23 protein-coding genes are annotated in these 25,712 nt (G+C 48.8%); 11 read left to right on the top strand and 12 right to left on the bottom strand.

Features of this window, described 5'->3' with window-relative positions:
- The first annotated feature begins 227 nt into the window (after nt 1–227).
- Nucleotides 228–1,454, top strand: coding sequence for a phosphoserine phosphatase SerB (serB, locus tag AC27K1_RS17550; protein ID WP_487152095.1), 1,227 nt, complete (start codon nt 228–230; stop codon nt 1,452–1,454).
- Between the two features lie 243 nt (nt 1,455–1,697).
- The gene (locus tag AC27K1_RS17545; protein WP_487152094.1) at nt 1,698–3,806 is read left to right on the top strand and encodes a hypothetical protein; all 2,109 of its coding nucleotides are present in this window, start codon (nt 1,698–1,700) and stop codon (nt 3,804–3,806) included.
- 328 nt (nt 3,807–4,134) lie between these two features.
- Here AC27K1_RS17545 and AC27K1_RS17540 read toward each other — a convergent pair whose 3' ends face one another.
- The gene (locus tag AC27K1_RS17540) at nt 4,135–4,752 is read right to left on the bottom strand and encodes a LysE family translocator (protein WP_487152093.1); all 618 of its coding nucleotides are present in this window, start codon (nt 4,750–4,752) and stop codon (nt 4,135–4,137) included.
- A gap of 114 nt (nt 4,753–4,866) precedes the next feature.
- Between AC27K1_RS17540 and AC27K1_RS17535 the strand changes: the two genes are divergently transcribed.
- Complete coding sequence (locus AC27K1_RS17535) at nt 4,867–5,916, top strand: GlxA family transcriptional regulator (RefSeq protein ID WP_487152092.1); 1,050 nt, start codon at nt 4,867–4,869, stop codon at nt 5,914–5,916.
- Nucleotides 5,917–5,945: 29 nt separating this feature from the next.
- On the opposite strand, the gene AC27K1_RS17530 is transcribed toward AC27K1_RS17535, so the two are convergent.
- The 4 genes from AC27K1_RS17530 to AC27K1_RS17515 all read right to left on the bottom strand — a co-directional run bounded on the left by AC27K1_RS17530 (nt 5,946) and on the right by AC27K1_RS17515 (nt 12,345).
- Nucleotides 5,946–8,018, bottom strand: a complete 2,073-nt coding sequence (locus AC27K1_RS17530; RefSeq protein ID WP_487152091.1) for an EAL domain-containing protein — start codon at nt 8,016–8,018, stop codon at nt 5,946–5,948.
- Nucleotides 8,019–8,092: 74 nt separating this feature from the next.
- Nucleotides 8,093–9,916 carry a hypothetical protein gene (locus tag AC27K1_RS17525; RefSeq protein ID WP_487152090.1) on the bottom strand — a complete coding sequence of 608 codons (1,824 nt, stop codon included), beginning with the start codon at nt 9,914–9,916 and terminating at the stop codon, nt 8,093–8,095.
- A gap of 137 nt (nt 9,917–10,053) precedes the next feature.
- A complete protein-coding gene (gene epmB, locus AC27K1_RS17520; protein WP_487152089.1) occupies nt 10,054–11,100 on the bottom strand; it encodes an EF-P beta-lysylation protein EpmB in 1,047 nt (348 codons plus the stop codon).
- A gap of 315 nt (nt 11,101–11,415) precedes the next feature.
- Nucleotides 11,416–12,345 (bottom strand): protein kinase domain-containing protein, encoded by a 930-nt coding sequence (locus AC27K1_RS17515; RefSeq protein WP_487152088.1) that lies wholly within the window; start codon nt 12,343–12,345, stop codon nt 11,416–11,418.
- Nucleotides 12,346–12,802: 457 nt separating this feature from the next.
- On the opposite strand from AC27K1_RS17515, the gene AC27K1_RS17510 reads away from it, so the two are divergent.
- Both AC27K1_RS17510 and AC27K1_RS17505 read left to right on the top strand, forming a co-directional pair.
- Nucleotides 12,803–13,219, top strand: a complete 417-nt coding sequence (locus tag AC27K1_RS17510) for a hypothetical protein (protein WP_487152087.1) — start codon at nt 12,803–12,805, stop codon at nt 13,217–13,219.
- 322 nt (nt 13,220–13,541) lie between these two features.
- Nucleotides 13,542–14,708, top strand: a complete 1,167-nt coding sequence (locus AC27K1_RS17505; RefSeq protein WP_487152086.1) for a MerR family transcriptional regulator — start codon at nt 13,542–13,544, stop codon at nt 14,706–14,708.
- Between the two features lie 58 nt (nt 14,709–14,766).
- Here the strand turns inward: AC27K1_RS17505 and AC27K1_RS17500 are convergent, their stop codons facing one another.
- Nucleotides 14,767–15,855, bottom strand: a complete 1,089-nt coding sequence (locus AC27K1_RS17500; protein ID WP_487152085.1) for a quinone oxidoreductase family protein — start codon at nt 15,853–15,855, stop codon at nt 14,767–14,769.
- Between the two features lie 211 nt (nt 15,856–16,066).
- On the opposite strand from AC27K1_RS17500, the gene AC27K1_RS17495 reads away from it, so the two are divergent.
- On the top strand, nt 16,067–16,906 hold the full coding sequence (locus tag AC27K1_RS17495) for a methionyl-tRNA formyltransferase (protein WP_487152084.1): 840 nt from the start codon (nt 16,067–16,069) through the stop codon (nt 16,904–16,906).
- Nucleotides 16,907–17,116: 210 nt separating this feature from the next.
- On the opposite strand, the gene AC27K1_RS17490 is transcribed toward AC27K1_RS17495, so the two are convergent.
- The 3 genes from AC27K1_RS17490 to AC27K1_RS17480 all read right to left on the bottom strand — a co-directional run bounded on the left by AC27K1_RS17490 (nt 17,117) and on the right by AC27K1_RS17480 (nt 19,484).
- A complete protein-coding gene (locus tag AC27K1_RS17490; protein WP_487152083.1) occupies nt 17,117–17,932 on the bottom strand; it encodes an SDR family NAD(P)-dependent oxidoreductase in 816 nt (271 codons plus the stop codon).
- Nucleotides 17,933–18,011: 79 nt separating this feature from the next.
- Nucleotides 18,012–18,305, bottom strand: coding sequence for a putative quinol monooxygenase (locus AC27K1_RS17485; protein WP_487152082.1), 294 nt, complete (start codon nt 18,303–18,305; stop codon nt 18,012–18,014).
- A gap of 129 nt (nt 18,306–18,434) precedes the next feature.
- Nucleotides 18,435–19,484: a zinc-binding alcohol dehydrogenase family protein gene (locus AC27K1_RS17480; RefSeq protein WP_487152081.1), complete on the bottom strand. Its 1,050-nt coding sequence runs from the start codon at nt 19,482–19,484 to the stop codon at nt 18,435–18,437.
- Between the two features lie 126 nt (nt 19,485–19,610).
- Here AC27K1_RS17480 and AC27K1_RS17475 point away from each other — a divergent pair, with 126 nt between their 5' ends.
- The gene (locus AC27K1_RS17475; RefSeq protein WP_487152080.1) at nt 19,611–20,516 is read left to right on the top strand and encodes a LysR family transcriptional regulator; all 906 of its coding nucleotides are present in this window, start codon (nt 19,611–19,613) and stop codon (nt 20,514–20,516) included.
- Nucleotides 20,517–20,804: 288 nt separating this feature from the next.
- Here AC27K1_RS17475 and AC27K1_RS17470 read toward each other — a convergent pair whose 3' ends face one another.
- Nucleotides 20,805–21,038, bottom strand: coding sequence for a hypothetical protein (locus AC27K1_RS17470; RefSeq protein ID WP_487152079.1), 234 nt, complete (start codon nt 21,036–21,038; stop codon nt 20,805–20,807).
- A gap of 522 nt (nt 21,039–21,560) precedes the next feature.
- On the opposite strand from AC27K1_RS17470, the gene AC27K1_RS17465 reads away from it, so the two are divergent.
- The gene (locus tag AC27K1_RS17465; protein ID WP_487152078.1) at nt 21,561–21,845 is read left to right on the top strand and encodes an aminotransferase class V-fold PLP-dependent enzyme; all 285 of its coding nucleotides are present in this window, start codon (nt 21,561–21,563) and stop codon (nt 21,843–21,845) included.
- 203 nt (nt 21,846–22,048) lie between these two features.
- Nucleotides 22,049–22,417 (top strand): DoxX family protein, encoded by a 369-nt coding sequence (locus AC27K1_RS17460; RefSeq protein WP_487152077.1) that lies wholly within the window; start codon nt 22,049–22,051, stop codon nt 22,415–22,417.
- Between the two features lie 62 nt (nt 22,418–22,479).
- Here the strand turns inward: AC27K1_RS17460 and AC27K1_RS17455 are convergent, their stop codons facing one another.
- Both AC27K1_RS17455 and AC27K1_RS17450 read right to left on the bottom strand, forming a co-directional pair.
- On the bottom strand, nt 22,480–22,905 hold the full coding sequence (locus AC27K1_RS17455) for a hypothetical protein (RefSeq protein ID WP_487152076.1): 426 nt from the start codon (nt 22,903–22,905) through the stop codon (nt 22,480–22,482).
- A gap of 136 nt (nt 22,906–23,041) precedes the next feature.
- Nucleotides 23,042–23,563: a MerR family transcriptional regulator gene (locus tag AC27K1_RS17450; protein ID WP_487152075.1), complete on the bottom strand. Its 522-nt coding sequence runs from the start codon at nt 23,561–23,563 to the stop codon at nt 23,042–23,044.
- Between the two features lie 419 nt (nt 23,564–23,982).
- On the opposite strand from AC27K1_RS17450, the gene efp reads away from it, so the two are divergent.
- Nucleotides 23,983–24,552: an elongation factor P gene (gene efp / locus AC27K1_RS17445; protein ID WP_345195858.1), complete on the top strand. Its 570-nt coding sequence runs from the start codon at nt 23,983–23,985 to the stop codon at nt 24,550–24,552.
- A gap of 106 nt (nt 24,553–24,658) precedes the next feature.
- The gene (gene epmA / locus AC27K1_RS17440; protein WP_487152074.1) at nt 24,659–25,654 is read left to right on the top strand and encodes an EF-P lysine aminoacylase EpmA; all 996 of its coding nucleotides are present in this window, start codon (nt 24,659–24,661) and stop codon (nt 25,652–25,654) included.
- Nucleotides 25,655–25,712: the final 58 nt, after the last annotated feature.

Genomic DNA, 25,712 nt, shown 5'->3' with positions numbered 1-25,712 from the left:
CAAACCGTAACATCTGGTCGTGTGATTCTCATTCCATTGATACCGGCGACCCGTACAGCGGACGACTAAATGCCCCTCCATTCGGCCAGCTGGCAAACAAATTCAATAGTGCGTTGCCCTGTTTTCAGGCGCCGGTCGTGAAAGGCGGATTTTCTGGCGCATGCCGTCGCCGGGACTGGTAGAATGCCGCCATAACAATTTCCGATAGTAGCGATGAGGGGCAGGGTGTGTGCAGAATTATCCTCTTCAATGTCACCGGGCAGGACAAACCGGGGCTGACCTCCGGCATCACGTCGATCATGGCTGAGCATGACCTGGAAATCCTCGATATTGGCCAGTCCGTGATTCATGACACCCTCACCTGGGGCATCCTGGTGCGCCTGCCGGATGAAGAAGCCAGCGACCCTGTTCTCAAGGAATTGTTGTTCCATTTCCATAAAATGGAGCTTCAGGTGCGTTATCAGCCGGTCACTGAAACCCAATACGACGATTGGGTGCAGGCGCAGGGCAAGGATCGCTATATTGTTACCCTGCTGTCGCGTTGCGTGACAGCGGAGCAGGTGGCGAGGGTATCCGGCATGACCGCCGCACACGGCCTCAACATTGATCGTATTACCCGCCTCTCTGGCCGTGTCCCTTTGGATCAAAACAGTGCTGATGCACGCGCCTGTGTGGAATTTTCTGTCAGGGGAACACCTGAAGATCTGCAGCAGGTACGGGCGGATTTCCTGCAACTGTCGTCTGAGATGGATGTGGATATCGGTTTCCAGGAAGACACTATCTACCGTCGTACCCGACGACTGGTGGTGTTTGATATGGACTCCACGCTCATTGAGGCAGAAGTGATTGATGAGCTGGCGGTTGAGGCTGGCGTTGGTGATGAGGTCGCGGCCATCACAGAAGCCGCCATGCGCGGTGAGCTGGATTTTGCCAGCAGCTTCCGCAAGCGACTAGCCCTGCTGAAAGGGCTGGATGAAGCTGTGCTGGAAAAAGTGGCGGCACGGCTCAAGTTGACGGAAGGTGCGGAGCGCCTGGTCGGTTCCCTGAAACAATTGGGTTACAAAACCGCTATCGTCTCCGGCGGTTTTACCTATTTCGCCGAATACCTGCAGCAGCGCCTGGGCATTGATTATATCCACGCGAATACCCTGGAGATTGTCGACGGTAAGGTAACCGGTGAAGCTAAAGGGCGAATTGTGGATGCCAGCCGCAAGGCCGAATTGCTGCGAGAGCTGGCAGAGAAGGAACAGTGTCGTCTGGAGCAGGTCATTGCCGTCGGTGACGGAGCCAACGATCTGGACATGCTGGCCGCCGCCGGCTTGGGCGTTGCATTCCGTGCCAAACCACTGGTGAAACAGTCCGCCCGGCAATCCATATCGACACTGGGCCTGGATGCTATTCTCTACCTGCTGGGCTGGCGTGATACTGATCTGGACGCGTTGTTGGGGTATTGACGTGTGGTTATGGGGGCGGGGCTTTGTCAGCCCCGCTGAGAATACTTTGGTACATGTAAAAAGAATCTGTGTTTTTTTGGAGGGATGAGCGCTAATCATCTTGTTGGTTATTAATAATGGTAGGTTGTCAGTATTAATGACGATTATGTCATGGTTCGCTGTTAGAATTGAATCAATGACTAAAGCGCAAGTCCTATATCCTATGTGCATGAATTAGGTTTGATGGAAGTTTAAATATACAAGATGAAAGATGGTGATCCAAAAATAAATCCAATCAGAATTCATAAGCTGTTTGATTTTTCTGTCAAAGAATTGGATGTTGCAAAAGATACCGTGGTTTTTGTAAAAGGTCGAAGGCTAAAGTCGTTACCTGCGATTGAAGGACTTCAGAAATCAATGCAGCAGGAATTAAGGTCAATGTTCATTGCTCACCTCAATGAACTAAAAGCAGGAGAGCTCAAAAAAAAACTGACGGAAAGAATTGTTGAACAGGAGAGTCTTATAAAGTGCAAAGATCTGTATGATATTGTCGATGGGTTAAGAAGACAGGCTGAGGATGCAAAGCAGTTGTTAATGAAAAATATACAGACATGCTTTGATAAAAAACACTTAACAGAACAGATGAGCCTGGTTCGGGATTTAATGGTGGAAGCAGGGATTGACAGGCTAACAGGAAATATTGAGAGATTAGAAGCATTATATTCACGTAGAGAACCCAAAAAAGATATTCTTCCACTGATCAAATACATAACGATTCAGTGCATGGCGCTGGACATGAATACAGGTTATGAGAAACTGGAAACAGAATATCAGTCCTGTCTACATTTGCTGATGGATTTTCCGGTTAACAATGATGAAGAACAACAGGAGCTGATTCGGTGCGCCAGTGTTCTGGAGGGTTTGCATCGTATATGGGTTCAACACAACCCTGAAGAATGGGATAAACTGAGTTTAGAGAAATCCCCCCGATATGACGCACCTGCCATAGAGAGTGAGGGTAAAGCCCCCGAATCAAAAGAATCTGAAACAAAACCATTAGCCGCAGAGGATGTCCCACCCAGTGATCCGTCAGGAGCTGATCAGCCCGGCAGCAGTACAAACGTCCTGCGCCCCAGGGAAGCTGCAGACTCCTCGCAAGAACCAGCACACGCCAAGCCTGAAACGGATCAGGATAATGCAGTAGAAAAAGCCACCGGTGCGAGACGCAAAACAATCACACATCCCGCTCCACGTACCGCGCTGTCGTTGGATGATGAGGTTACAATCAACAACGAAGAGCAACTTATGCAATTTCATGTGCAATGTTATAGAGAACATATAAATGAGATTAAAACACGAAATGATATAATTGAAGACTGTATTGCAAGCAAGAAAGACCATGAAAAAACGGCTAAAGCACTCAGTGCGTGCTCTAAAGGAATGTGGTCATCTTTGGAATTATTTGTTTCACTTAAACGGCTGTATAAGAAAAGCGAAGATGTTAGATTTAAGGAAAAATTTGATTATTTAATTGAGCGTGATTATTTTTTTAATTTTACCCCTCCTATGGATATAAGTACCAACGAAACATATATGAAGCAAGAAAGTGGTGGAAAAGATTACATACTAAAGCTAAAAGAAGGTTCTACGGCTACAGATGCGTTGAAATATTGTGTGGATAAATTCTCAGTTGCTCCCCAGTTTACCAGGGAAGTAATTATTTTTTATACGTTGCTGCTTAAGTATTTTGGTATGTCATTATTTGATGATTACTTTGGTGGACAAGATAAATGGTTTACTGTCGTTATGCTTAGTTCTTTGGGATCTTCATTTAGTAACCCATTATATAATTTTTTTGAGTTAAGTCTCGTCGAGAAAGGAGCGAAGCCAAAATATGGTGAATTATATAGTTTTTCAAATCATTCAAGATTTTTTAAAAAAAATATCGGTAAACAATCTTTCATGTTCGCATTGTGTACAAAAGAAAGTCCTCCAAGGTTTATTTTGCTTGATCTGGAAGGCGAGGTGGAAATAAAAGATATAATGCTATTTCTTGTAGAAGAATACAATAATTCCGGTTCCTTGGATGAATTCTTTACGGATGAGGAGCTGAATAAAGTATTTGAACAGGCTGAGCAAGATCGTGAAGAGTATAATAAGCTAAAAAGCGATAAAATTTCCTTAAGAGATTTACTGGAAGACAAAGGGATACCAGCAGAAAAAATACCGGTTGCTGACGAAGAAATCACATCACAAGTGCTGATTGAGCTTGGCGTGTTTGATAGATTAAGCTATAGGCTCTCGTTTCCCAAAATTAAAAAGATTAAAGAAGACTGGCAAAAAACACAGTCAGTAAAATCTGCCTGCTATTAACGGCTCAGGTAATTAAAGCATTTGCGCAATGCGTTACTGTTAAGCCAGCATCACCCGGTCTGATACGCAAAGCCGTGGTAATAAAATCCATGCTGAATCCCGGTGAATTGCGTGCGGGATTATACTCATGGGCAGGCAGAACCGGAATCCACCCGGGAACGGGGGCTGCTCGAAGTCGTAATGCATCCCGGGTTCCGGCGCCTGATAGAGTACCCCTGCACATTACCCACACTCATCTGCCACAGGTAGGGCAATTCTCTGGCTGATTCAACGCGAACAATGACGTGCAGGTTTTCATGCTGTTTCTCACAGAAAGAGGTGATGGCTTTCAGACGATTTGCTCAAAGGCCATGAGAAGCGCTATCAGAATGAAGGCAGTGCCGCAGCACTGATTAAAGATCTTGCCCCGGGCACTGAGCCAGGGACGCAGCCAGTGAGCAATTCTCGCCAAAGTATATTCGACCATGAATTCACAGGCTGCAAATGTCAGTATCATGACCGGCAGCTGTGACAGAAGCGGGCGGGCTGGATCAATAAACTGCGGAATAAAAGCGGCAAATACCAGGATAACTTTCGGATTTGCCAGTGCCGTCAATGACCCCTGTCGAAAGAGTATTCTTCGGCTGACCCGGTCATTGGTTTGGTTTTCCTGCCATTTTGGCGCTGGTGTTTTCCACAGTTTGAGGCCCAGCCAGGTCAGGTAGAGAGCACCTGCCGTCTTCATAATCATCAGCAGGCTGCCATGGGTTTGCATGATCGCACCGACGCCAAGAACAGAGACCGCCATTAAAAGAATAAAACCGGAGACACCACCGAGCACCGTAAACAGTGCCTGACGATGGCCATATATCAAACCGTGGGACAAGGCCAGCAAGCCATTGGGGCCGGGCGCCAGAGCCAGACCAATCATCGCCAGGGCAAACAAAAACCAGGTTTCTAACGCCACGAAAGAATCTCACATCATTGAATCAAAGAATCGCGAGTATACTGAGTCCCGATTCTGACTAGACGGTCTGTTCTGGTCGTATACCGGTAATTTCAGGACAACTCGGGATGTTGGATGACGACGTCAAAATCACCGCTTGAAGCGGGTTTTCTGCTCTTGCCGCTGCCGGGATTTTCGTTACTGGCACTGGGCGGCTTTGTGGACAAGTTGCGCTTTTCTGCGGATGAAGAAGACCATAGCCAGCAACGTTATTGCCGTTGGCAGTTGGCGGGTTTGGAGGCCGGGGCTGTTACCGCCAGCAGTGGTGTGCCGGTTGAGGTGGAGGCGCTGATGGCACCTGAGGGGTTCACAGGCTATGACTATCTCGTGATATTTGGTCCCCGGACAACGCAAGCGGCCCTGGCGATGGCACCGTCTTATCGAACATTACTGAACCAGGCTGCCCGGCGTGGCCTGACGCTGGTGGCAGTGGATAACGCCAGTTTTCTGCTGGCACAGTGTGGTTTGCTTAAGGGTTATCAGGTGGTGGTGCATTGGCGGCACTTGGCGGAATACAAAAATGCTTTTCCTGATAGCCGGATACGGGAACGGGATCTCTACTGTATTGATGGCAAACGGGCCACCTGTGCAGGTGGTTGTGCCACGGTCGATCTGGCCGTTGAGCTACTGGCTCGTCACAGTGGTCGTGAACTGGCGCTGAAAGGGCTGGCGGATATGCTGGTGGATGAGAGCCGGGGTTCGCACCATGCGCTGCGCTCGCTGAGTGAAGTGCCGGGTCAGAACCGTCTGGTTGGACGTGCTATCGCGTTGATGCGACAGAATCTGGCAAAGACGCTTTCCATCGAACAACTCTCTCATCAGCTGGGGGTGAGTCGACGACAGCTGGATCGTTTGTTTGTTGATAACCTGGGTCATAGTGCCCGTCAGCACTGGTATGGAATGCGCATGCAGCATTGCCATTGGCGTCTGTTAAATAGTACCCACCCTATTGGGCTGCTTGGACTGGAGATTGGCATTCACGATAGCAGCTACCTGAGTAAACAGTTCAAACGGTATTTTGGTGTTACGCCGCAGCAGTTGAGGTCACAGGCCAGACAGCAACAAGATCATGGACGTGAAGCGACAGGAGGAGTTCTCCTGACACCAGAAATGTCAGGAGAATAAATAGAAAGAAACATGGTGTGTTTATCGGGCTACTGCTCGAAATCGTAATGCATGTCCGGTTCCGGCGCCTGAATATAATAACCCTGCACATAAGTGACACTCATCTGCCACAGGCAGGACAATTCACTGGCCGACTCAATGCGGGGCATGACGACTGAAATATTATTATCGGACAGCGTGTTGACGAGATCCTGTAGCTGATTTTTGCTCTTTTCGTCCGTCGTGATATCAGCAATGTAGCTGCCATCGATTTTTACCCGGTCAACAGCAACATGTGAGAGCGTGGCAAGCGGTTTATCCGCCAGCCCGAAGCGGGAAATACTGAGTCCGAAGCCATTTTCTTTTAATGCACTGAACACCGGTTCCGCTTTCTTCAGGTATTTTACCAGTTCACCTTCCGATACCTGGATGGTAAGGCTGCTGGCGGGCAGGTTGGCGGCTTTAAGGGCAATGTTCAGCCATGAGGACAGCGTCTGGTCCCGCACGGATTCTCCGCTGATATTCACAAATAACCGCGTCTCCGGATGTTGCTTTCGCTTCTCTGCCAGTTGCTTGATGGCCTGAAGTATCACCCAGCGATCCACCTTGCGGGCCAGACCGGCTTTCTGACAGGCTTCCAGGAATTCTGCTGTGGTGATGCTGTCTTCCTCATCGTTGCTGTTTAGCCGGACATACACTTCATACTGCTCTTCCGGATGCTCCAGGTTGACGATGGGCTGATACAGCAGGGTAAAGCCGTTGTTCTCCATGGCGTTCTGGGCCATGGCCACAATGTTGCCTTCCCGCGCCCTGCGCTCCAGTTCTTCCTTCGGATCATGCAATGCCGCCTGGTTACCACCGGCCTTGCGGGCCTTGAGGCAGGCGTATTCTGCCAGGGTCAGCAGATACTCGACATCCTGCTGCTGGCCGTTGACCGGCATGATGCCGATCGACAGGGTGGACTGTAGCGTCTGTCCGGAGATTTCTGATAAATGCCGTTCAATCGATGCCAGCAGGGTTGCGGTCAGGTTATCCAGGGTTTCCTCGTCATCCCCGTAGATCAACGCGAGGAATATATCGTCCCCGTAACGGGACAGAAGCTGCGGCTCCCGAATATGTTCCTGCATGACTTTCGCGACATCTGCCAGCAACAGGTCGGCATCGGCAAGGCCCCGTGATCGTTTGACTTCACTGAAGTTGTCGAGACGTATATCCAGCAGTGTACTGTTACGTTTTCCCTGGGCGGCCAGTTCAATGGCGCCGGCCAGCTGTTCGGTAAAGTATTGCCGGTTGAACAGTCCGGTCGTCAGGTCTTTGTGACTGAGTTCATGGAGGCGAGCTTCAAGCTCTGGATCCACGCGATCCATGCGGATCACTACCTGGGTGCAGGGTTCGCCTTCATAACTGGCGGCGGACAGTGTCATCCGGGCGTTGAAGGAGCTGTCGTCATTACGAACGCCCTGAAAGTTCAATTCGCCCACTTCGTTGCCCTGGTGAAAGTCCTTTAAAAACTGACGAAACTCCGCCTGACTTTCCCCGTGAATGAGGTCAATGGCGGGGATACAGATCATCTCATCAGGATCATCACAGGCAAACAGGGAGAGGTAGGCGGGGTTGGCATAGATGTGCATCCCGTCATGGACGTAGGCGATGGCATCCTTGGAACTTTCCAGCAGCAGTTCGCAGCGTTTCTCGGTTTCCGCCAGTACCGATTCCGCCTGTTGCCGACGCCGCCTGTCACTCTGGTGACGCACTTCCCGGAGTGCCGCCAGCAACAGGTGCCCCTCATGCTCTGCCGGGATGGCATCCATGGCGCCGGCCTTCAGCCAGTCTTCAATGGTTTCCGGTTCGCTGTTACCCACGCGGATTATGGCCGGTATATCCCGCTTCAGGTGCCGGATAAGGTCAAGTACCTGCCTGGCGTTCAGGGTGTCGGTTTCTTCTGCGGCAATTAACAGGTCCCAGGTCTGGCTGGTGAGAGACTCTTCCAGGTCTTCCGGCGAGGTGATGCGATGCACACGCACAGCATGTCCGGCATTACGAAACAGGTTGACCTGTTGTTCGGCGTCATTCTGGGATTGCTCAAGCAGGAGCAGGCGAATGGTCTGGTTATTATGTGCCATGGGTACCGCTGTGCATTGTTATTGAACGCTATCTTAAAGGATTAGTGCGCTGGTACAAGGGCTCGGGTCTGCTTTCAGAGTGATGTCCAGATCGTGCTGAAATCATCATCCGCGTTCGTGTCCGCTGTCTTCTCCTTGGATTTCTGTGCCAGCTGTTCAAATGTGCGGTAGGTAAAATGACTGAAACTGCCCGTGGTTTGCAGACAGTCGATCAGTTTCGCGCGCAACACCTGATGGCCAGTATTCAGCATGATCTTGTTACCGGGTTTGAAGGCGACGCGGGGCAGAATCAGGCTTTCGGTATGGTTGGTGGTACGGAAAGCCGGCAACAGGAAGCAGCGCATGAACGCGCTCTGTTCCTGCGTTTTACTGAGCAGTGACACAGCGCCGGGGCGTGCACCGGGTGTCAGCAACTGGGTTCCAACCAGCATGGAATTGTCATCCGCGCGTTTTAGCCATCGGATGTTGGCCAGTGTCCACTGCTGGTTTGTCTTATCATGCACGGCAATCAGTTCACCACTCTGGATCTGGGAGGGAATCGTCCCGGTCAGGCGCAGGCAGTATCCTTCCGGGCTCATGTCCTGCATTGCTGCTTGGTAGATGGTATGTCCCTTGCCTTTGGTAGCCCCGGGTTTCGATGTGGTGCCCGAGAACAGGATCGTATCGTTGTGGGTGACAGGTGCATCGCTGCTGATACCGGTACCGTTATCCACATGGGACCAGACATCACGGTCAACTTTGGCCATGGCTGTCTGGTTTTTAAGAATGGCGGTATATCCCATGGTGCGGGAGAGGAAGCGGTCAAACGGTACCTGATTGCAGAGGTAAAAGTGGCAGGCGGTAAACCCGGTGACAAGAGATAGTTCTCCCTCGGTGGGTTGCCGGTTGTACTTGCGGCTGGTCTTATGGCTCCAGGCGGACAGCAGGTGGCGGGTAAGGTGTTCTGGTAGCGGTGGTGTCATCAGGCTGTCGGCGGAATTCTGTTGTGCCAATGAACCCGTCAGCATGTTGATCAGCTCCCGGGTGTCGATTCCGCGGAGATTGGCATCGCTTGCCGTTATGTCCTCCGACTGGTAATCCGGCCCGCGGTTGCCAGCAATATTCACCACGAAGGGCATTTCTTCTGCATTATTGACGCTGTTGTCAACAATTCTGGCTGTTCCGGACCAGTATTTGAGCGTGTCCGAGAGTTGCTGGAGTTCCATCTGGCGGAGCATATTGGGTCGTGAGCGAGCCATCAGCAGTGCGCGCTTGTAAATATCTTCAATGGTCAGTTCAGAAATGCCTGGTGTTTCCGGGTCGCTGACTTTAACTGCCTGCAACTGGTACTGGGTCGCCAGCCGGTAAAATGTGTGTAATTCCAGCCAGAAGTGCCTGGGGAGTTGTGAATAAAGCTGGTAGGTGGTCAGCATGTGGTCGCAGCTTTCCGACAGTGCACGGTGCAATGCCAGTGGCAATCGACGTTGGCGGCGAGAGTGGTTGCGCCTTGTGGATAACCTGTTGGTTTTTTGTTGTTTCTCTGTGTGTGTTGCGAGAATAACCTGTTTGTAACCACAAAGAAGGTGATTCCTGAGCGCCTTGGATAGATTCGCAATCTTCTGCTCCCGTGGATCCAGCGTCACGGTTTTGCGGAGAAAATGCTTGCCCAGTGCCTGACAGGTGTAATGCACACAGGGGCGCATTTGTTCGAGGATATCGAGGCGCAGGGTAGAGGAGAGGCGGGTTTGATTCAGATCCTGCAACGCGAGGTAGAGCTGACGGGCCGTCTCGCCCAGGTTGGCCTTGGGCAGCTGACCCAGCCAATGGTGGATGGCAGGCATCTCCGCTGCGCAGAATTGCAGTGTGTCCTGAGTGTGTGCGGGAACATTGAGCGCCAGGTTCTGCTCTGACGTATCCATGAGCCCCTCTCCATGCTGGGTGCCGGACGGCGTGAATTCGTATTGTTATCCCAACATGGTAAAGAAAGTGTGACGCAGTTGTCATCCGGAAACCGTAGTCAGTCACTGGGCGGTTTCCGGAATGGCGGGAGGGCCTGCTAGTCGTTGTAGAGGGGGGAAAGCGTGATTTTGCAGGGGGCGTCGGCTTTTTCCCGGGCCAGGCGCGGAACCATGTAGCCGGAACAACGGTAGCTCATTTCTCCCAATAATTGACGAGCGCGGGTTTCATCCAGATCGAAATGGGCGGCGCCCTGTACTTTGTCGAACAGATGCAGGTAATAAGGCAGCACGCCGTTGTCGAACAGGGTCTCGTTGAGATCGACCATCGCGTCAACGTTGTCATTAACGCCACGCAACATGACGGTCTGGTTCAGCAATGTGACGCCAGCATTTCGCAGGGTCTGCAGGCTGTGGCTGACATCCTGGTCTATCTCGCGGGCGTGGTTGCAGTGCACTACCAGGATCGGCAGCAGGCGGGTGCCGGTGAACCAGCTGACCATTTCCTCGGTAATGCGCTGGGGTACAACGATGGGCAGCCGTGTATGGATGCGCAGGCGCTTGATGTGGGGAATGTCGGCAATGGCTTCGGTGAGCCAGCGCAGGCGGGCATCGTTGACAGCCAGCGGGTCGCCACCACTGAAAATCACTTCCGTCAGTGAAGTATCCGCCGCAATGTAATCCAGTGCAGCCTGCCACTCGGCTCGGTTCATCTTGTTGTCGTCATAGGGGAAATGACGGCGGAAACAGAAACGGCAGTTTACCGCACAGGCGCTGCCCAGCATCAGCAGCAGGCGGTTGCGGTACTTGTGGAGAATGCCTTTTTGGGCGTTCTTTGGTGCTTCCCCCAGGGGATCAGCAGAATATCCCGGGGTTTCGATCAGTTCATCTGCAACAGGCAGCACCTGTTTCAGCAGCGGATCGTCCGGATTGCCTTTCTCCATACGGGCAATATAGGGCAGCGGTACACGCAGGCGAAAGGATTGGCTGGCTTCCTGCGCGGCAGGCAGCAGGGCGGGATCCAGTTCCAGCAGGCGTAGCAGTGCGGCGGGATCGGTAATCGCGTCGCTGAGAATATGCTGCCAGGCAGGCCGGTGTGCCGGCGCGACAGGGTCGGTAATCAGGTTTTGAGCGGATCGCATGATCATAGGCGATGTTCAGGTTCCCGCGGTTTGGCAATGTAAGAACAATAGCGTGTTGCAGCCGCTGACTGGTATTTCCTGGTGGAAAGTTTGTCAGTGGCATGACCGGTTCCCTCGGTAGAACCGCCCTTTATACAGGGCTAAGCCCGGTTGGACAATCCGCAACCAGGGCAGTGTTGCTGGGATATTTGTAAACAGTGGTGTTGAACGCCTGATTATGTAACGTATTCAGACAACACTATTTTGAGCATTGCCGCTTGGCGCTCATCTGGGTAATGGGCATTGATGCTTTCTGCCCACTGCTGATTTAGCGTTGATCAATCACGCAGTGGGCATATTTTTCAGGTGCTCTGGAGGCAAACAGGGCAGTGCTTCAAGTTGTGTCAGATGGCCGTATATTTCTGCAGACGTAATGGGTTTTAAACCGGCTTCGGGTTCTTTAAACATTCTTATCACAATTGAGCGAAGCATTTTATCTTCCCAGTCCATTTCTTCGATGACTTTCAGAGTATGCTTAGACGTACGGTCATCACACTGACTACAAGAAACTGAATCGCCATAATAACTATCGGCATAAAATGCTTTTTTCGGGCATTGATGGTCACTCATTGACTTGATATGGGTGATTACCTTTCCCATATCCTTAAGCATCTTTGATTCATGTTCTTCTTTTGATGGGGAAATTATAAATAGATTAAAGTCAGTGATTTTTAATATACTTTTACTGAAGAAATATAATATGTTAATTCCGGTTATGTTGTCATGCCATACTCTTTGTTTATGCATGAATTCAATTGCTCTGGTGGTATTGTCGAGAATGAAATTTAAATGACCGGCTGTGAGCTTTATATTGTGTGATCTCATAGCTCCGCATAAGTGTCCTAGGTCAATATCTGCTAGTTCAAGAAAAATATATGTATCATAGTTATATCTATATTGATCAACGCCTGAGGCTAGCATGTCGACTATATAAGGGCATTGTCTCATTTTATTTAAGCTCTCAACTTCTCCATTAAAACATGCCTCTGACCCTGATATTTTAACTGCAAATCGTTCGGGTATACCTTTTTTCTTTACGTTCAGCGACCCAATAAATACTTTGGAAAAAAATCCAGTTCCTATCTGCTTATGGATAATCAGTGTTCTTGAGGAAAATAATTTACTGACTTCTTTTTCTGTGTCCTCGGGTGGGTGGCACACTGATGACTGATGATTGCATGTTTTTTGAAACTCAAATATTAATTTTCCCATGTTAATATCCTTTGCGTAATTATGTAGAAAAAACCATGAGGTTTACGTGGGATTACGTCGATCAATCTATGAATTTTATAGACAAATTATTATGTAATTAGTTCCTTGATGTTTGGTAAATATTATTTTTGGTCGAAGTCTATTGTGATTATATGATCGGTGAGGGTGAGGAAATGATACAGGAATACGTTAAATATTAGACAAAATAAGAAAGGCTTCAGCAGGAGTTAAATGTTCGCTATTGAGCTCTGGGGTTTGGGGAGAACTTAAGTCAGTCTTGTCGGAAGGCTGACATATGGCCTCTTTTGGGAGGCATCATGCAAGTCTACGTTATAAGAATGTGGTTGATTTCGTTCTCACAAATCGCACAGGTCACAAATAGCGCTTTAGATCAATTAATAAACAAGTTCTCAGGCGTAAACTGAAGCTGGCGGTTTTCAACAACAGGAATTATAAAATGAAGCCTTTCCCAAAACTGAGTGCCGGACTGCTACCTACTACTGTTGCCTGTCTTCTTTTATCCGGCTGTATAAGTTTAACTCCGGTAACCTACCGTTCATCCATGGCCACCATCAATCAGGAAACGGTACAGATCACAGCATCATTCAATGAGATTCTTGCCAATCATTTGAACGTAAAATTTAACGGCATCCCAGTGATTGATCAGTCGATTGGTAACCCCATATTCCCTGAATATGAGGGGAATAATGAGAAATACATGCGCCAGCCTATAGTGTTTAAACCGGTTTCCGGACAATGGCAGACGAAAACAGTCATTGCAGAATGTGCACTGGGCACTCCGAGCGGTACGCTACTAAGACCCGTTTGCCTGATCAAAGTGGATGGCAAGGACGTTGCTGACTTCTCGTTCTAGAGGCCTGTTAACATTGGTCAGAACCAAAATCAGGATGATTCTGGACATAGCTTCTCCTGCTGAAGCGTACTTCTCCGGTTCCTGATCGTTCAGGACCGGAGAAGTCCATGTCCTGCAAAGGCAGGATACGTAAGCGCATAGTTAACGTTTTTGGCCTATTAATAAGCCGTTAGCTATCCACTCTCCCTTCCTCATTCCATTGTCAGCCATAACGGTTTTTGTAGGTGTGTATTCACAACATTTTGGGTTGACCTGTCTACAACTTCATAGTTTAAGGTGCTTCATATTCACCGGGCACATTGCCGCAGACCGGAGCCAACGAATGTACCTGATTGCTGAACTCGCGGAATGCGTCGGCCTTTCCCGCAGTACCCTGCTCTACTACGAAAAACAGGGACTGATTGCAGGGAAAAGACAGGCTAACGGTTACCGAATCTATAGCGAAAAAGACGCTCAGCGGTTACGGCTGATCCAGAAACTGCAGGCAGGCGGGCTGACGTTGAAAGAGTGCAAGGCCTGCCTCAATAGCAGGGTGGATCGTTCCTTATTGCTTAACCGTCTGCAACAGCTGGATGAGGAAATCGCCCGAAAGCAACAGTCCCGCCAGTTACTGGCAGCAATGCTCGGTGAAGGAGAACTCAAGGCGTGGCATCAATCCCTGGACGAAGTGGCACCGGATGCTCACCTGGAGTGGTTAATGAATCAGGGCTTCACGGAAAAAGAAGCGCTCAGACTTAAATGGTTATCAAAAGACATGAACACGCACGAACACTATATGAACGACTTTATGCAGGTATTCGAAACGCTGGACCGATGGGGCCCCGGGTCGGAGCAGGATACGCTGAAAGCGCTGGAGAAAGTGCCGTTTAAACCTGCGCGTATTCTCGAAATTGGTTGTGGCAAGGGGATCGCAACAACGTTACTTGCAGCCCACACATCAGCGCACATTGCTGCTTTGGACAATGATGAGCCTGCCTTGGCACGTCTTGTCGAAAGGGCTCAGGAAAGTGGAGTGGCTGATCGCATCGAAACAGTCTGCGCCAGTATGACCGATTTATCCTTTGAAGAAGGTAGTTTCGATCTGATTTGGGCAGAAGGCTGCGCCTACATCATGGGTGTCACCAGTGCCTTTGAACAGTGGCGTCGGTTGCTGGGGCCAAAAGGCGTCCTGGTTTTAAGCGATCTCGTATGGCTAAATGATGCACCGAGCCATGACGCGTTGGCGTTCTGGGAGCAGGGATACCCCGATGCGACGACAGTCGCCCAACGCATTGAACAGGCTAGTGAGGCAGGTTATTCGGTTATCGATAGTTTTACCCTCAGTGATGTTGCCTGGCAGAGTTATATCGAACCACTCAAGGTGCGTGTTGATGAACTCAAATCAGCACTGCCTGATTCAGCAGCACTCAGAGATATCGAAACGGAGCTGAACATTTACCGTCACCACCTGGGTGAATTTGGTTACCAGATGTTTGTGCTTCAAAGGTAATGCCATAACGGCAACAGTCAGGTTTTTCCCTGCTTTCGGCAGGGAACCTGCGATTGCCTCAGGCCCATGGATCCAGCATGACTTTTCCGACGACGCGATTTTCTTCTACCAGCTGGTGGGCTTGTCGGATTTCACTTAATGGTAATACCTTGCCAATCACTGGTTTGATTTTGCCAGCGGCCAGCATCTCCAGGTAGATTCGCTGGTCATTCAGGCGTGACCCCCGAATTCCCAGGATTGTGGCTTCCTTGGCAACAAGGTCCATGACGCCCCAGGGCATGCCCTGTTGAGACATATCCCCACCGACCGGACAAATCGTGCCACCCAGACGTAAAACGTCGTATGCCAGTTTTTGCAGTATTTCGTTGCCGGTAAATTCAATGACATGCTCAACCCCCTGCTGGCGGGTAAAGTCCATTATCGACTGGCAGGCTTCTTCGGGCCGGGTTGGATCAATAACAAGGTCTGCGCCATTGTCTGATAACGCTTTTCGTTTGGCTTCGCTGCGACTGGAGGCGATCACTCTTGCGCCAGCCAGTTGGGCCCATTGCATGGCTGCACTGCCCATGCCACCAGTGGTGCCTGTTATTAGAATGGTGTCGCCAATAGAAACACGACAACGATCAACAATAATTCGATGGCTGGTAGGGTAGGACCAGGCGCCGGCGGCAGCATCCTCGTAACTGACGCCATCAGGCAGTTTGAACCAGTAGTTTTCTGGTCGTGATACAAACTGGGCATTACCTCCGGCCATCACATGACCCGGATAATCCAGCCCTTTACTGAGATTGCCAAAACCCCGGATAGCATCCAGATCACCAACTTTCTCCGGATGCACCAGCCCCAAAACCCGATCGCCAGGTGTAAATAATGTGACCTGCTTGCCGACAGCAATCACTTCCCCTGCTGCTTCTCGTCCTAACTGCTGTGGTAGTGGGTACGCTTTTCGGCCGGGAAGTATCGGGCGATTTTGCGTCTTTTTCATCAGGCTGCCATTACGGTACTTGATATCCCAACCCGATACGGCAGTACTCATGACTTTGACCAGAAGGTCGTGTTCGCCCATCTCCGGCATCGGATAATCATCAAACGTCAGGACATCCACACCACCACAAGATTCAATTCTTACTGCTTTCATCGTATTCATGTTCGGCTGCTCCAAGTGACATTTTGAGCATAGGGTATTCAACGGTTTATTGTGCGTGTAGCAATGATGGATACACCCTGGGTATCAGATAAGACAGTTAAATCACCTTGTTCCACGCTGTAAGGATTAGCTATTATCGTTTCAGCACCTGATGTGTATGGCACTTAAACGACAACGAACACATTACGTGTAAAAACAGGGAGTGTTATTCATGAATGTGGTCGTTCTGTACTCCGCAGGTCATCTGGGCAGTGCAGTGATTATGAACAAGCTATTGACCATGCCGGGGGTTAATATTGTCGGTGTCGTCAAAGCCCAGCCGTTAACGCTGTCCCTGCAAGGGCGCACTCGTGTCATCAATCACCTTAAAAAAGTCGGCTGGAAGTTCGCCTGGTTACTCTTCTGGCAACGTTGTATTCAGGTGTTGGGTTACCTCATCACACTGGTATTCCCCTTTTTACGTAAACGACTAAAGCCTGCCTGGAAAATCGCGGTGGATCATAATATTCCTGTATTCCATTGTGGCAATATTAATGACGAAGCTTGCCAGGCATTTATCCGGCAACTGCAGCCTGATCTGCTGATTTCTGCCTATTTCTCACAAATACTTAAAAAAGGGATACTCGCTCTCCCAAAACTCGGGGTATTGAATGTCCACCCGGGCTGGCTTCCCGTTTACAAAGGGGCGATGGCTTATTTTTGGGTGTTGAATAACGGGAGTGACCGGGGCGGTGTGACCGTTCACTGGATTGATGAAGGCGTAGATACCGGTGAAATTCTGGCCCGAAAATCGTTCAAGCTAAAAGCCCATGCCACACAGGAAAGTGTCTTAATGTACACCGCCGTGATCGGTGCAAAACTCTTGGGTCGTGTGTTGAAACGATTAATGGCTGGAAAAGATCCAAGACTACATACGGTCAATATCCATGATGAGGATGATATCTATTATCCGATGCCGGGTGAAAAACAGTTTGAATCGTATTTTAAGCAACGGCGCTTTTTCAGAATACGGGATGTGTTGGGTACGTTGGTAATGAAGAAATACCGGTAGTCTGCTAAGTAAAACAAATCAGCATATTTCCCTTCTGAAAAAACGCTTCCTTCACTGCTTAGTCGCACTGGTAGAAATTCATCATGTAGATAACAGGCATAACCTCATACAGAGACAAATAACCTGCAACTGAAGTCTTATGTGCGAAAAACAGATAACTGGTCCCAGCCCGTTTCTGCTGGGCAACGCAGATAGCTGTGTCTGAACGAATTATGACACCATGAGTTCCGATAAAACATTCTCCATGGTTTGTACAACGGTTTGCGTTTTTTGGGTGTCTAGCGCATCGGGGTGAGGGGGCGAAAACTTGCCGGTATCGTTGTCAAAATACTTGCCGGAAGCGGTCGCAAATTCATCAGAAAGCGCTGCACGGCACAGGATGTCTGCGCCAATGGCGATATCGCCTCCTACTACACCAAAGCCTTCCTTCACCATCTTGCTGCCAAGCATCGAACCGGGATTAATTGCAACAATCATCGGCCCTTTATCCTTCAATGACAGGGACGTATAGCGCGACCACATAGTGAGCGCCAGTTTACTTTGCGCGTAAACAGTGAAGTCGTCGTCTAGATGGACGCGTCCGGCAAGTGCTTCAATATCAACAGGGGACTGTGCCGCCGATGAGAGGTTGATTATTCGCCCGGACGTACCCAACACTGGCATCAGATGCTGCATCAGCAGGTAAGGGGCAAACGTATTAACCGCAAAGCGCACGTCAAGCTTATCCTGCGTGATGGGTGCGGGAGTTCGAAAAATCCCGGCATTGTTTATCAAAACATCAAGCTGGTTGTGGTGTTCGGTAATTGTTTTGGCCAAAGCCACAACATCAGCCATACGTGATAGATCAGCCAGATAACTTTCAACACGTCCACCGCCCGGTAGTGCGGCAAGCGAACGCTCCGCTTCCTCCAGCTTGGTGGGATTACGACCATGCAGAAGAACATGATGCCCCATGGAAACTAATTGCCTGGCGGTGGCCAGCCCGATGCCATCAGTGGATCCCGTAACAAGAATCTTCTTTTGCATGGTTTTTTTCCGTTATCTGTTTTCATTCAATGCAAGGCTTTATTGTCTGGATAAACGATTATGGTTTGGGTTTATTCAGTCAAACAACCTGATGCATCTCATTGAGTGTGAAGTTTGCCACGGCGCCTTCAGTTTCTTTCATATACGCCTTGAGGTGATCGTTGTTCATGTGGATTTGCCACAAGGCGCGTGATGCCCAGTTTTCATAAAAAACGAATACTTCCGGGGTTTCATTGTCCTGATGCAGGTCGTATTGCAGGCAACCGGTTTCCTGACGCGTAGGTTCAATAAGTTTGAGCAGGGCGGCTTTTACCCTGTCGACTTCACCTGGCCTGGCTTCAATACGAGCGACAATGGTCAATGGTTTGCTCATCTCGATACCTCAATACGTTGGTTAACGAGTGCGTTGAATAAGTGACTAACCGTTATGTAAGAGGTCAACATCTGTTCGTCAGCGTGCGATGAGCGTGAATAGCCCATCGCCAGCCGGTGATCGTTGATGCTAAAAACCTTCAAGTACTACCTTTCCCACAGCCTGATGGCTTTCAATGTGTGCATGCGCCAGCTTTAGGTTGGCGGCATTAATGGTGCCGTAATTCTTACCCAGCGTCGTTTTTATCATGCCATCATCGATAAGCCTGGCCATGGCATTGAGTAAATCATGTTGCTTTTGCATATCCCTTGTTTGAAACATGGAGCGGGTGTACATGAACTCCCAGTGAAGGGACAGGGATTTCGTTTTGAGTTTCATAATGTCGAGACCGGCTTGAGGGTCGTCTATCAGCGCCAGCTTGCCCTGTGGTGCCAGCACCTCAACCAGTTGCTCAAAGTGCTGATCAGTGTGGGTAAGACTGATCACATGGGTGACATCCTCAATGCCCAGAGCCTGGAGTTGTGTCAGTAATGGCTGGTAATGGTTAATCACATGATCGGCGCCCAGCTCTCGAACCCAGTCCTGGCTCTCCTGACGAGAGGCGGTACCAATCACCGTGGCATTGGTGAGTTTGGCAGCCAACTGGGTCAGGATGGAACCCACGCCACCGGCTGCTCCCATAATCAAAATACGTGGTTTCGGGCTGGCAGTTTCTGTGTGATCAACCTTGTCGTTATCAGCTAGCAGTGGCGTAAAATCGAGACGGTCAAACAGCAATTCCCAAGCCGTGATTGCGGTTAACGGCATTGCTGCTGCTTCTGCGTTGGATAAAGATTTTGGCTTCTCACCGACAATACGTTCATCCACCAACTGGTATTCGGCGTTGGAACCGGCACGGGTAAGATCCCCGGCATACCACACCTCATCCCCCACCTTGAACAGCTCAACCTGGTCACCGACTGCAACGATTTCGCCAACAGCATCCCATCCCAGGATTTTGTATTGACCAGCTTCGGGGGAGACTGCAGCCCGTATCTTGGTATCTACCGGGTTAACCGAGACGGCTTTTACTTTCACGAGCAGATCACGTCCTGATGTCTGAGGTGTCGGCAACTCAATGTCGACTAAGGCATCGCTCTGATCAATGGGGCTGGCTTGTAAATAACCGATGGCTTTCATGTTAGGTTCTCACTGTCATCTATTTGCGTTTGGTCAGGATTTGTCTCTCTGTGAAACTATTATTGGTCAGTGTATGAATGGTATAAACGCGGTAATGCTTCAAACATATTCAAAATATTTTTGATAATGAATACCGGCGATCTCTCCCTTTTCGTTCATACAGCCGACAGTGGCAGTATTACCCGTGCAGCTGAGCAGCTGGATTTGTCCACAGCGGCAGCCAGTGCCGCGCTGAAGCGCCTGGAAAAACAGCTTCAGATACAGCTCTTCATTCGATCTACACGACAGCTACGAATTACTGCAGAAGGTGAACGTTTTCTGGCTTACTGCCGCGAAGCCTTAAATACATTGGAGGCGGGTAGGGTGTCAGTGCATGCCCTGAAAGGAAAAATAGCCGGTGAGTTGCGGATTTCTGTATCGTCAGATCTGGGGCGTAACCTGCTGTTAGACTGGGTTGACGAAATCATGGAAGAACATCCTGATTTATCGATTAACGTCCTGCTGGGAGACTCGATTGCGGATTTTTATCTGGACCGGGTGGATCTGGCCATTCGCTATGGCAACCAGCCCGATTCATCAATGGTTGCCTTCAAGCTGGCATCCATTGAGCGGATCCTGTGTGCATCCCCGGCGTATCTCTCAAGGTTTGGCATGCCTGTAGAACCTGATGACCTGCAGCATCACAACTGTTTACTCTTTCAGCTCAACAGCCGCCTGAATGATGTCTGGGAATTTACCGGCAAACGAAATGAGAAACAGGAGCCATTTAGCATCAGGGTTAACAGTAACCGCTGCACCAATGATGGGGATGTTGTGCGCCGATGGACCATTGCAGGAAAAGGTATTTCCTTTAAGTCACGACTGGATATGGCTGCAGACCTTCGTGCAGGCCGGGTTGTGAGAATATTGCCTGAGTATCAGTCGCCGGATGTGGATTTGAATCTCATCTGTCCGAGCCGTCAGCAGATAACGCCAGCGGTATTGTTGTTAAGGGACAGGCTCAGGGATAAGTTTGCAGAATGGTTAAAGTGAGAACAGGACGGTAGCGAATCAGCATTTTTTAATACTGCTTACAGGATGCTGTAGTAGTGCTATTACCCATTTCTCTTGTTTGGAATAGTTATCTCTTTCGTTAACTAACGCCTTGTGAAAGAGAGTGGAAATGAAAGTTTGACTATTGATTTCAATATAATTTGTCTGCAGTGGTTAGTGATTTAAATGCTTTGATTAATGGGGCTCATTAAATTGGGTTTAAAAATAAATTCAGATTATAACACTAAATCACCTGATGATACTGCTATGTAAATACTTGTTGTTTAATTATAGGCAGCCACCATTCATGGTTTTATGGTAATTTGGTGTTTCTTCAGTTATGCAAGTTATCATTGTATTCATATCGTATGATGACAAGATTGCACCAAGGTTTTCAGGTTTCGCGTTATAAACCTTTGTTGAGTAAAAACCCATCGTCAAAATAAAAACAACAATCAGCAATAAACATGACGTTTCAACCAGTGCGGTGCCACGATTTTTCTTGATAATTGATGTCTGCATAAGCCTCCTTCTTCGTATTCTCTGGTGACTAATTTTCGGTTGTTAGTGTTTTTCTAATTAAAAAGCTAATGAGGTGTAAATAGTTTTTTAAATTAAAAATAAGGTTTTTGATTTTTAGTTATAAACTACAGAGTTAAATCGTTTCAGTCAATAAAAATAAAAATTAAAAGATGTTTTTAATATATAAATGCATTTAATTGGTTGTTTTTTAATAAAGGGTTGGGATTAAATTGCTACTTGCTCTAATAGGTGAATAATGGCTATTTCTATTTGTTATATAAAAATTACAATAACGTAGCCATTTCATGAAATTGCGGGTTATATATGAAGGCGTAGATCGACAGCATGCCAGCTTATTGGCCGCAAAGATGGATAATAAGTAGTACTGGTTTTTTTATTTCCCTTCGAAAAGGTTCCTTCCGGAACTTGATGAACATCTATACTTCATTTCCTTCCCGATCAACAGAATCAGGAGATAAGCTGGTATGGGGCACGAAAAACATAAGTCTTTTATAGAAGAGCGTGTCGGGCATAAAGTTTGAGGTTGATGGCATCACGCTTTCCGACGAAGGAAAGGAAAAGTGTGGAATCGTGACCTTATATGCAAAACAGGTGAGTGCGGATAGCATCAAAAGTTATCTGGCAGCGCATAAGATCAATGTGTCTATATCAAAAGGCTCGGGAAGTCTGGTTTCGTTTGAGAAGCGAGGTCTGTCGGAAGTCGTGCGAGCATCACTGCACTATTTCAACACAGAGCAGGAAATTGACTATTTTTTTGGGACGTTAAAAGAGCTCATACGTCAATAGTGGACTGTTTTGTTGTCATATCATTTGGGTCAACTGCGCGATGATTGATAATCATTGATCTCATATAGTCATTATTGGCTTTGGTGTAAGACATCCTGGTTCAAACGTGGGTTCATATCTTGAAAAACGGTGTTGCAGGATGCACTTAGCAATGCTCTACCGGTTAGACGGTGTGAAGTATCCATGTTGTTTGAGGATCCAGGATGAATGAAACATCGGTGACAGTTATCACCTGTCTGATAACTCTCTTCTTTGTGTTTGCCAGTTCGATCAAAATTCTGGGTTGGCAAAAGCTGATCTTTGAAACGCAGTTGCAGTTTTTTATTAAATATGGGCTTAGCCGTCAGGTTATGGCTCTGGTTGGTATTGTTGAGCTTTTCGGTGCCATCGCGATCTGGTTGCCGGGTTTTATGGCGATTACTGGCGCTCTGGCAATTTTTTCGACCTCTGCCGGTGCGATCTTTTGCCACCTCCGGTTTGATACCTGGAAGGATGGGGTCCCGGCCATGATAACGCTTATCCTTTCAGGTCTGATTTTATGGGAAAAGTTGAGTACGTCAGGTGTTTTATAATCACAAAATGACGATTGCGTCAGTGTTTACGGTGTTTGCCCTACCACACTTGGTAGGGCGTCTTATGCACCATACATTGGGATCCTCTCAAGATCAGGCTGGATAAACGTCTGCCGGGCCTTTTTCGAGAAAAGCACATCCGTTGTGTAGTGCGTCAGCATGATGTCTGTATCTAACATCTCCGGATTCTGGTCAATAAATGAAAGGAACGATTCTGCCTTTTCGGTTTTATGTATGAAGTGATGGACAGCCAGTAACCAGGCTTGGGTTAGCGTTTCATGGTATTTCGAGGCAGGGACGCCATTGTGCTGTATAAAGCGATTTAGTGACTCCCGCATCATGGGAATAGCCGTCTCAATCGTATTCTCAACCAGATAGATGTAGGCCAGCCGTAGATGCGATTTATGGTCAAAATCGGAGACGTGGAATTCACAGGTTTCGAACTGTGTTTTGAAGATTGAGTCTTCTTTAGATAATAAGTGTCGCATTGTGTTGTCCATTCTGAGTATTGCTTTCTTTTGAGTGAACCAATGGTAAAAAGTTGCAACGCATTATCACGTTTTTCTAGTGAATAGGGTTTCGTCTGCGTGCAATACCGCATAGGCATTACACGCAGCGTCTTACTTATTGCCTCGACCAGGCGCGAATATCAGCAATTTCATCTTGATCAATTTTCAGGGATTCCAGGAATTCCTGATGTGCATCGGGCTCCATTTTTTCAAATTGCTGATGCCAGTTCTTCATGTCCTCTTCACTGAAACCGGCGGCTTGCATGATTTCTACCCAGCGTTCTTTGTTGACCATCTGTTGCTCTAATAAATCGGGTTGTTCCAGTAGCATGAAAATCGCTTTCTGCTGTTGATGCAGTTTCTGGACCTCTTTTTCCAGCAACGTAAACTGGTCTCGCAGAATGCGCTCTTGTGACAGGTCGTCCTCACGGTCCAGCAGTGATGCGATGTTACTGATTGGCACGCCAAACGAGCGATACGCAATAATGGCTTCCAGTCGTTTGATTTCTTCTTCACCGTACCACCGATAACCATTCTCTGAACGATTGCGGGGGCACAGTAGTCCGACACGCTCATAGTAAAGAATCGTGGTGCGGGAAATATCGTACTTCCTTGCCAATTGGGTAACAGTGAGCATATGACTTCCTTCGTGAGCACAGGAACTATTCTCAGCCCTACACTTGTAGACGGGTCAACAGGCGGGTATGGCAGTTTAGGGAATTATTATTCGAGGCTCTATCTATCTTTGGATGATGAGGTGGGCGTTCTGACATGTGAGCTAGGAGGTTTGTGACGCTGGTTTGTCACAATAAAAGTGTATCGCTCTATCGCCCTGACAATGATAGCTGGTATTGCCCCATAGGTCATTTGCTTTGCTGGTGGTGTGTGTTGCAGGTGTTGCGGCGACGTGATTGTCTGTCCAGAATCTTTGTTGCTGTCATTTCTCAAGATGAGCTAAAGCGAGAAAAGCCAGGGATCATTGGTGCTGGCCGGGATAAAAATTCACGTATGAGTATTGAGTCTATATAATTGTCGATTTTTTAGGGTGTAATCCTGATGGCTAACTATAGTACCAACGAATTTCGCTCCGGCCTGAAGGTGATGCTTGAGGGTGATCCCTGCGTCATTCTGGAGAACGAATTCGTTAAGCCGGGCAAGGGCCAGGCGTTCAACCGCGTACGTCTGCGCAACCTGATGACCAACCGTGTCTGGGAGCGTACTTTCAAGTCTGGTGAATCCCTTGAGGCGGCGGATGTCATCGATCTGGATATGGAATACCTCTACACCGACGGTGAGTTCTACCACTTCATGATGACCGATGGTTCCTTCGAGCAGCACGCTGCCAGCAAGGAAGCCGTAGGCGACACCATCAACTGGCTCAAGGAGCAGGAAGTTTACACCGTTACCTTGTACAACGGTTCCCCCCTGTCCGTAGCGCCGCCGAACTTCGTATTCCTGGAAGTTACCCAGACTGATCCGGGCCTGAAAGGTGATACTGCTACCGGCGCTACCAAGCCGGCAACCCTGAGCACTGGTGCTGTGGTCAAGGTGCCCCTGTTCATCACTGAAGGTGAAGTACTGAAGATTGACACCCGTACCGGCGAATACGTCGGTCGCGTGAAGTAATCTGTTCGGCCCGGGCTGGTGTCCGGGCCCGTCCCGCCTTTTTTCTTGCCAGAAATCCGCTATCTTCTCCTGACCTCTTTTTTAACTGACTAGCATTGAGGCTGCCATGGCTGTAGAGCATGACGACTGGAAACCGTCTGCATCGTTTTCTGAATTGCGTCGGCGCGGCGAGTTGTTGCGGGGTATTCGGGAGTATTTTCATGCCGAACAGGTGTTTGAAGTGGAAACGCCGATGCTCTCCTGTGCTGCCACGGTAGACCCGCATATTGACAGTTTTAGTGCAGAATTTTGTCCCGTAGGGACTAGTGCACGGCAGACGGTCTATCTTCATACCTCCCCCGAATTTCCAATGAAACGGCTGCTGGCCGCAGGCTCAGAGGATATTTATTACCTGGGTCGGGTATTTCGTAATGGTGAAGCTGGTGGTCGCCATAATCCGGAATTCACCATGCTGGAATGGTATCGGCTGGGGATTGATCACCACGCCCTAATGGATGATGTCTCGGCATTACTCTCTTCAGTCACGCCTTTCCGGGAAATCGGTCGCTACAGTTATCAACAACTGTTCGAGCAGCATTTTGACATTAATCCCCATACAGCCAGCGATCAGGCGCTTGAAAAACTCGTTCATGAAAAGGTAGATGCCTCGCTTCAGGGACTGGCGCGTAACGATTGGTTGGATCTGCTGTTTTCCGCAGTTATCGAACCAGAGCTGGGCGGGTGTGAAAACGGCCAGCTGGAAGGTGTTTATGTCTATGACTTTCCGGCCTCTATGTCTGCGTTGTCTCGCATCATGACGGATAAGGCGGGTCAGCAGGTGTCTGCGCGGTTCGAACTGTTCATTAATGGTGTCGAACTGGCCAATGGCTATCATGAGCTGGCAGATGGTGATGAGCAGGATGCTCGTTTCCGTAATGATCAGGAAGAAAGAAAGTCTCTGGGGCGCTCAGTCTATCCCTATGATCAACGCATGGTCGACGCACTAAAAGAAGGTTTCCCGGATTGTGCCGGTGTAGCCATGGGTATTGATCGGCTACATATGTTGATGGCGCAGACCCGGCAGATTGCGGATGTTTTGGCATTTGATTTTCATCGCGCCTGAAATAGGCGCTGGTTGAAAGATAGGTGTATTTACACACTAGGCGGGAGGCGTCAGCACT

Source organism: Kistimonas ophiarachnellae (assembly GCF_057552235.1).
Note: the sequence above shows the minus strand (reverse complement) of the source record. Positions and strands in the feature narration are given on the sequence as shown.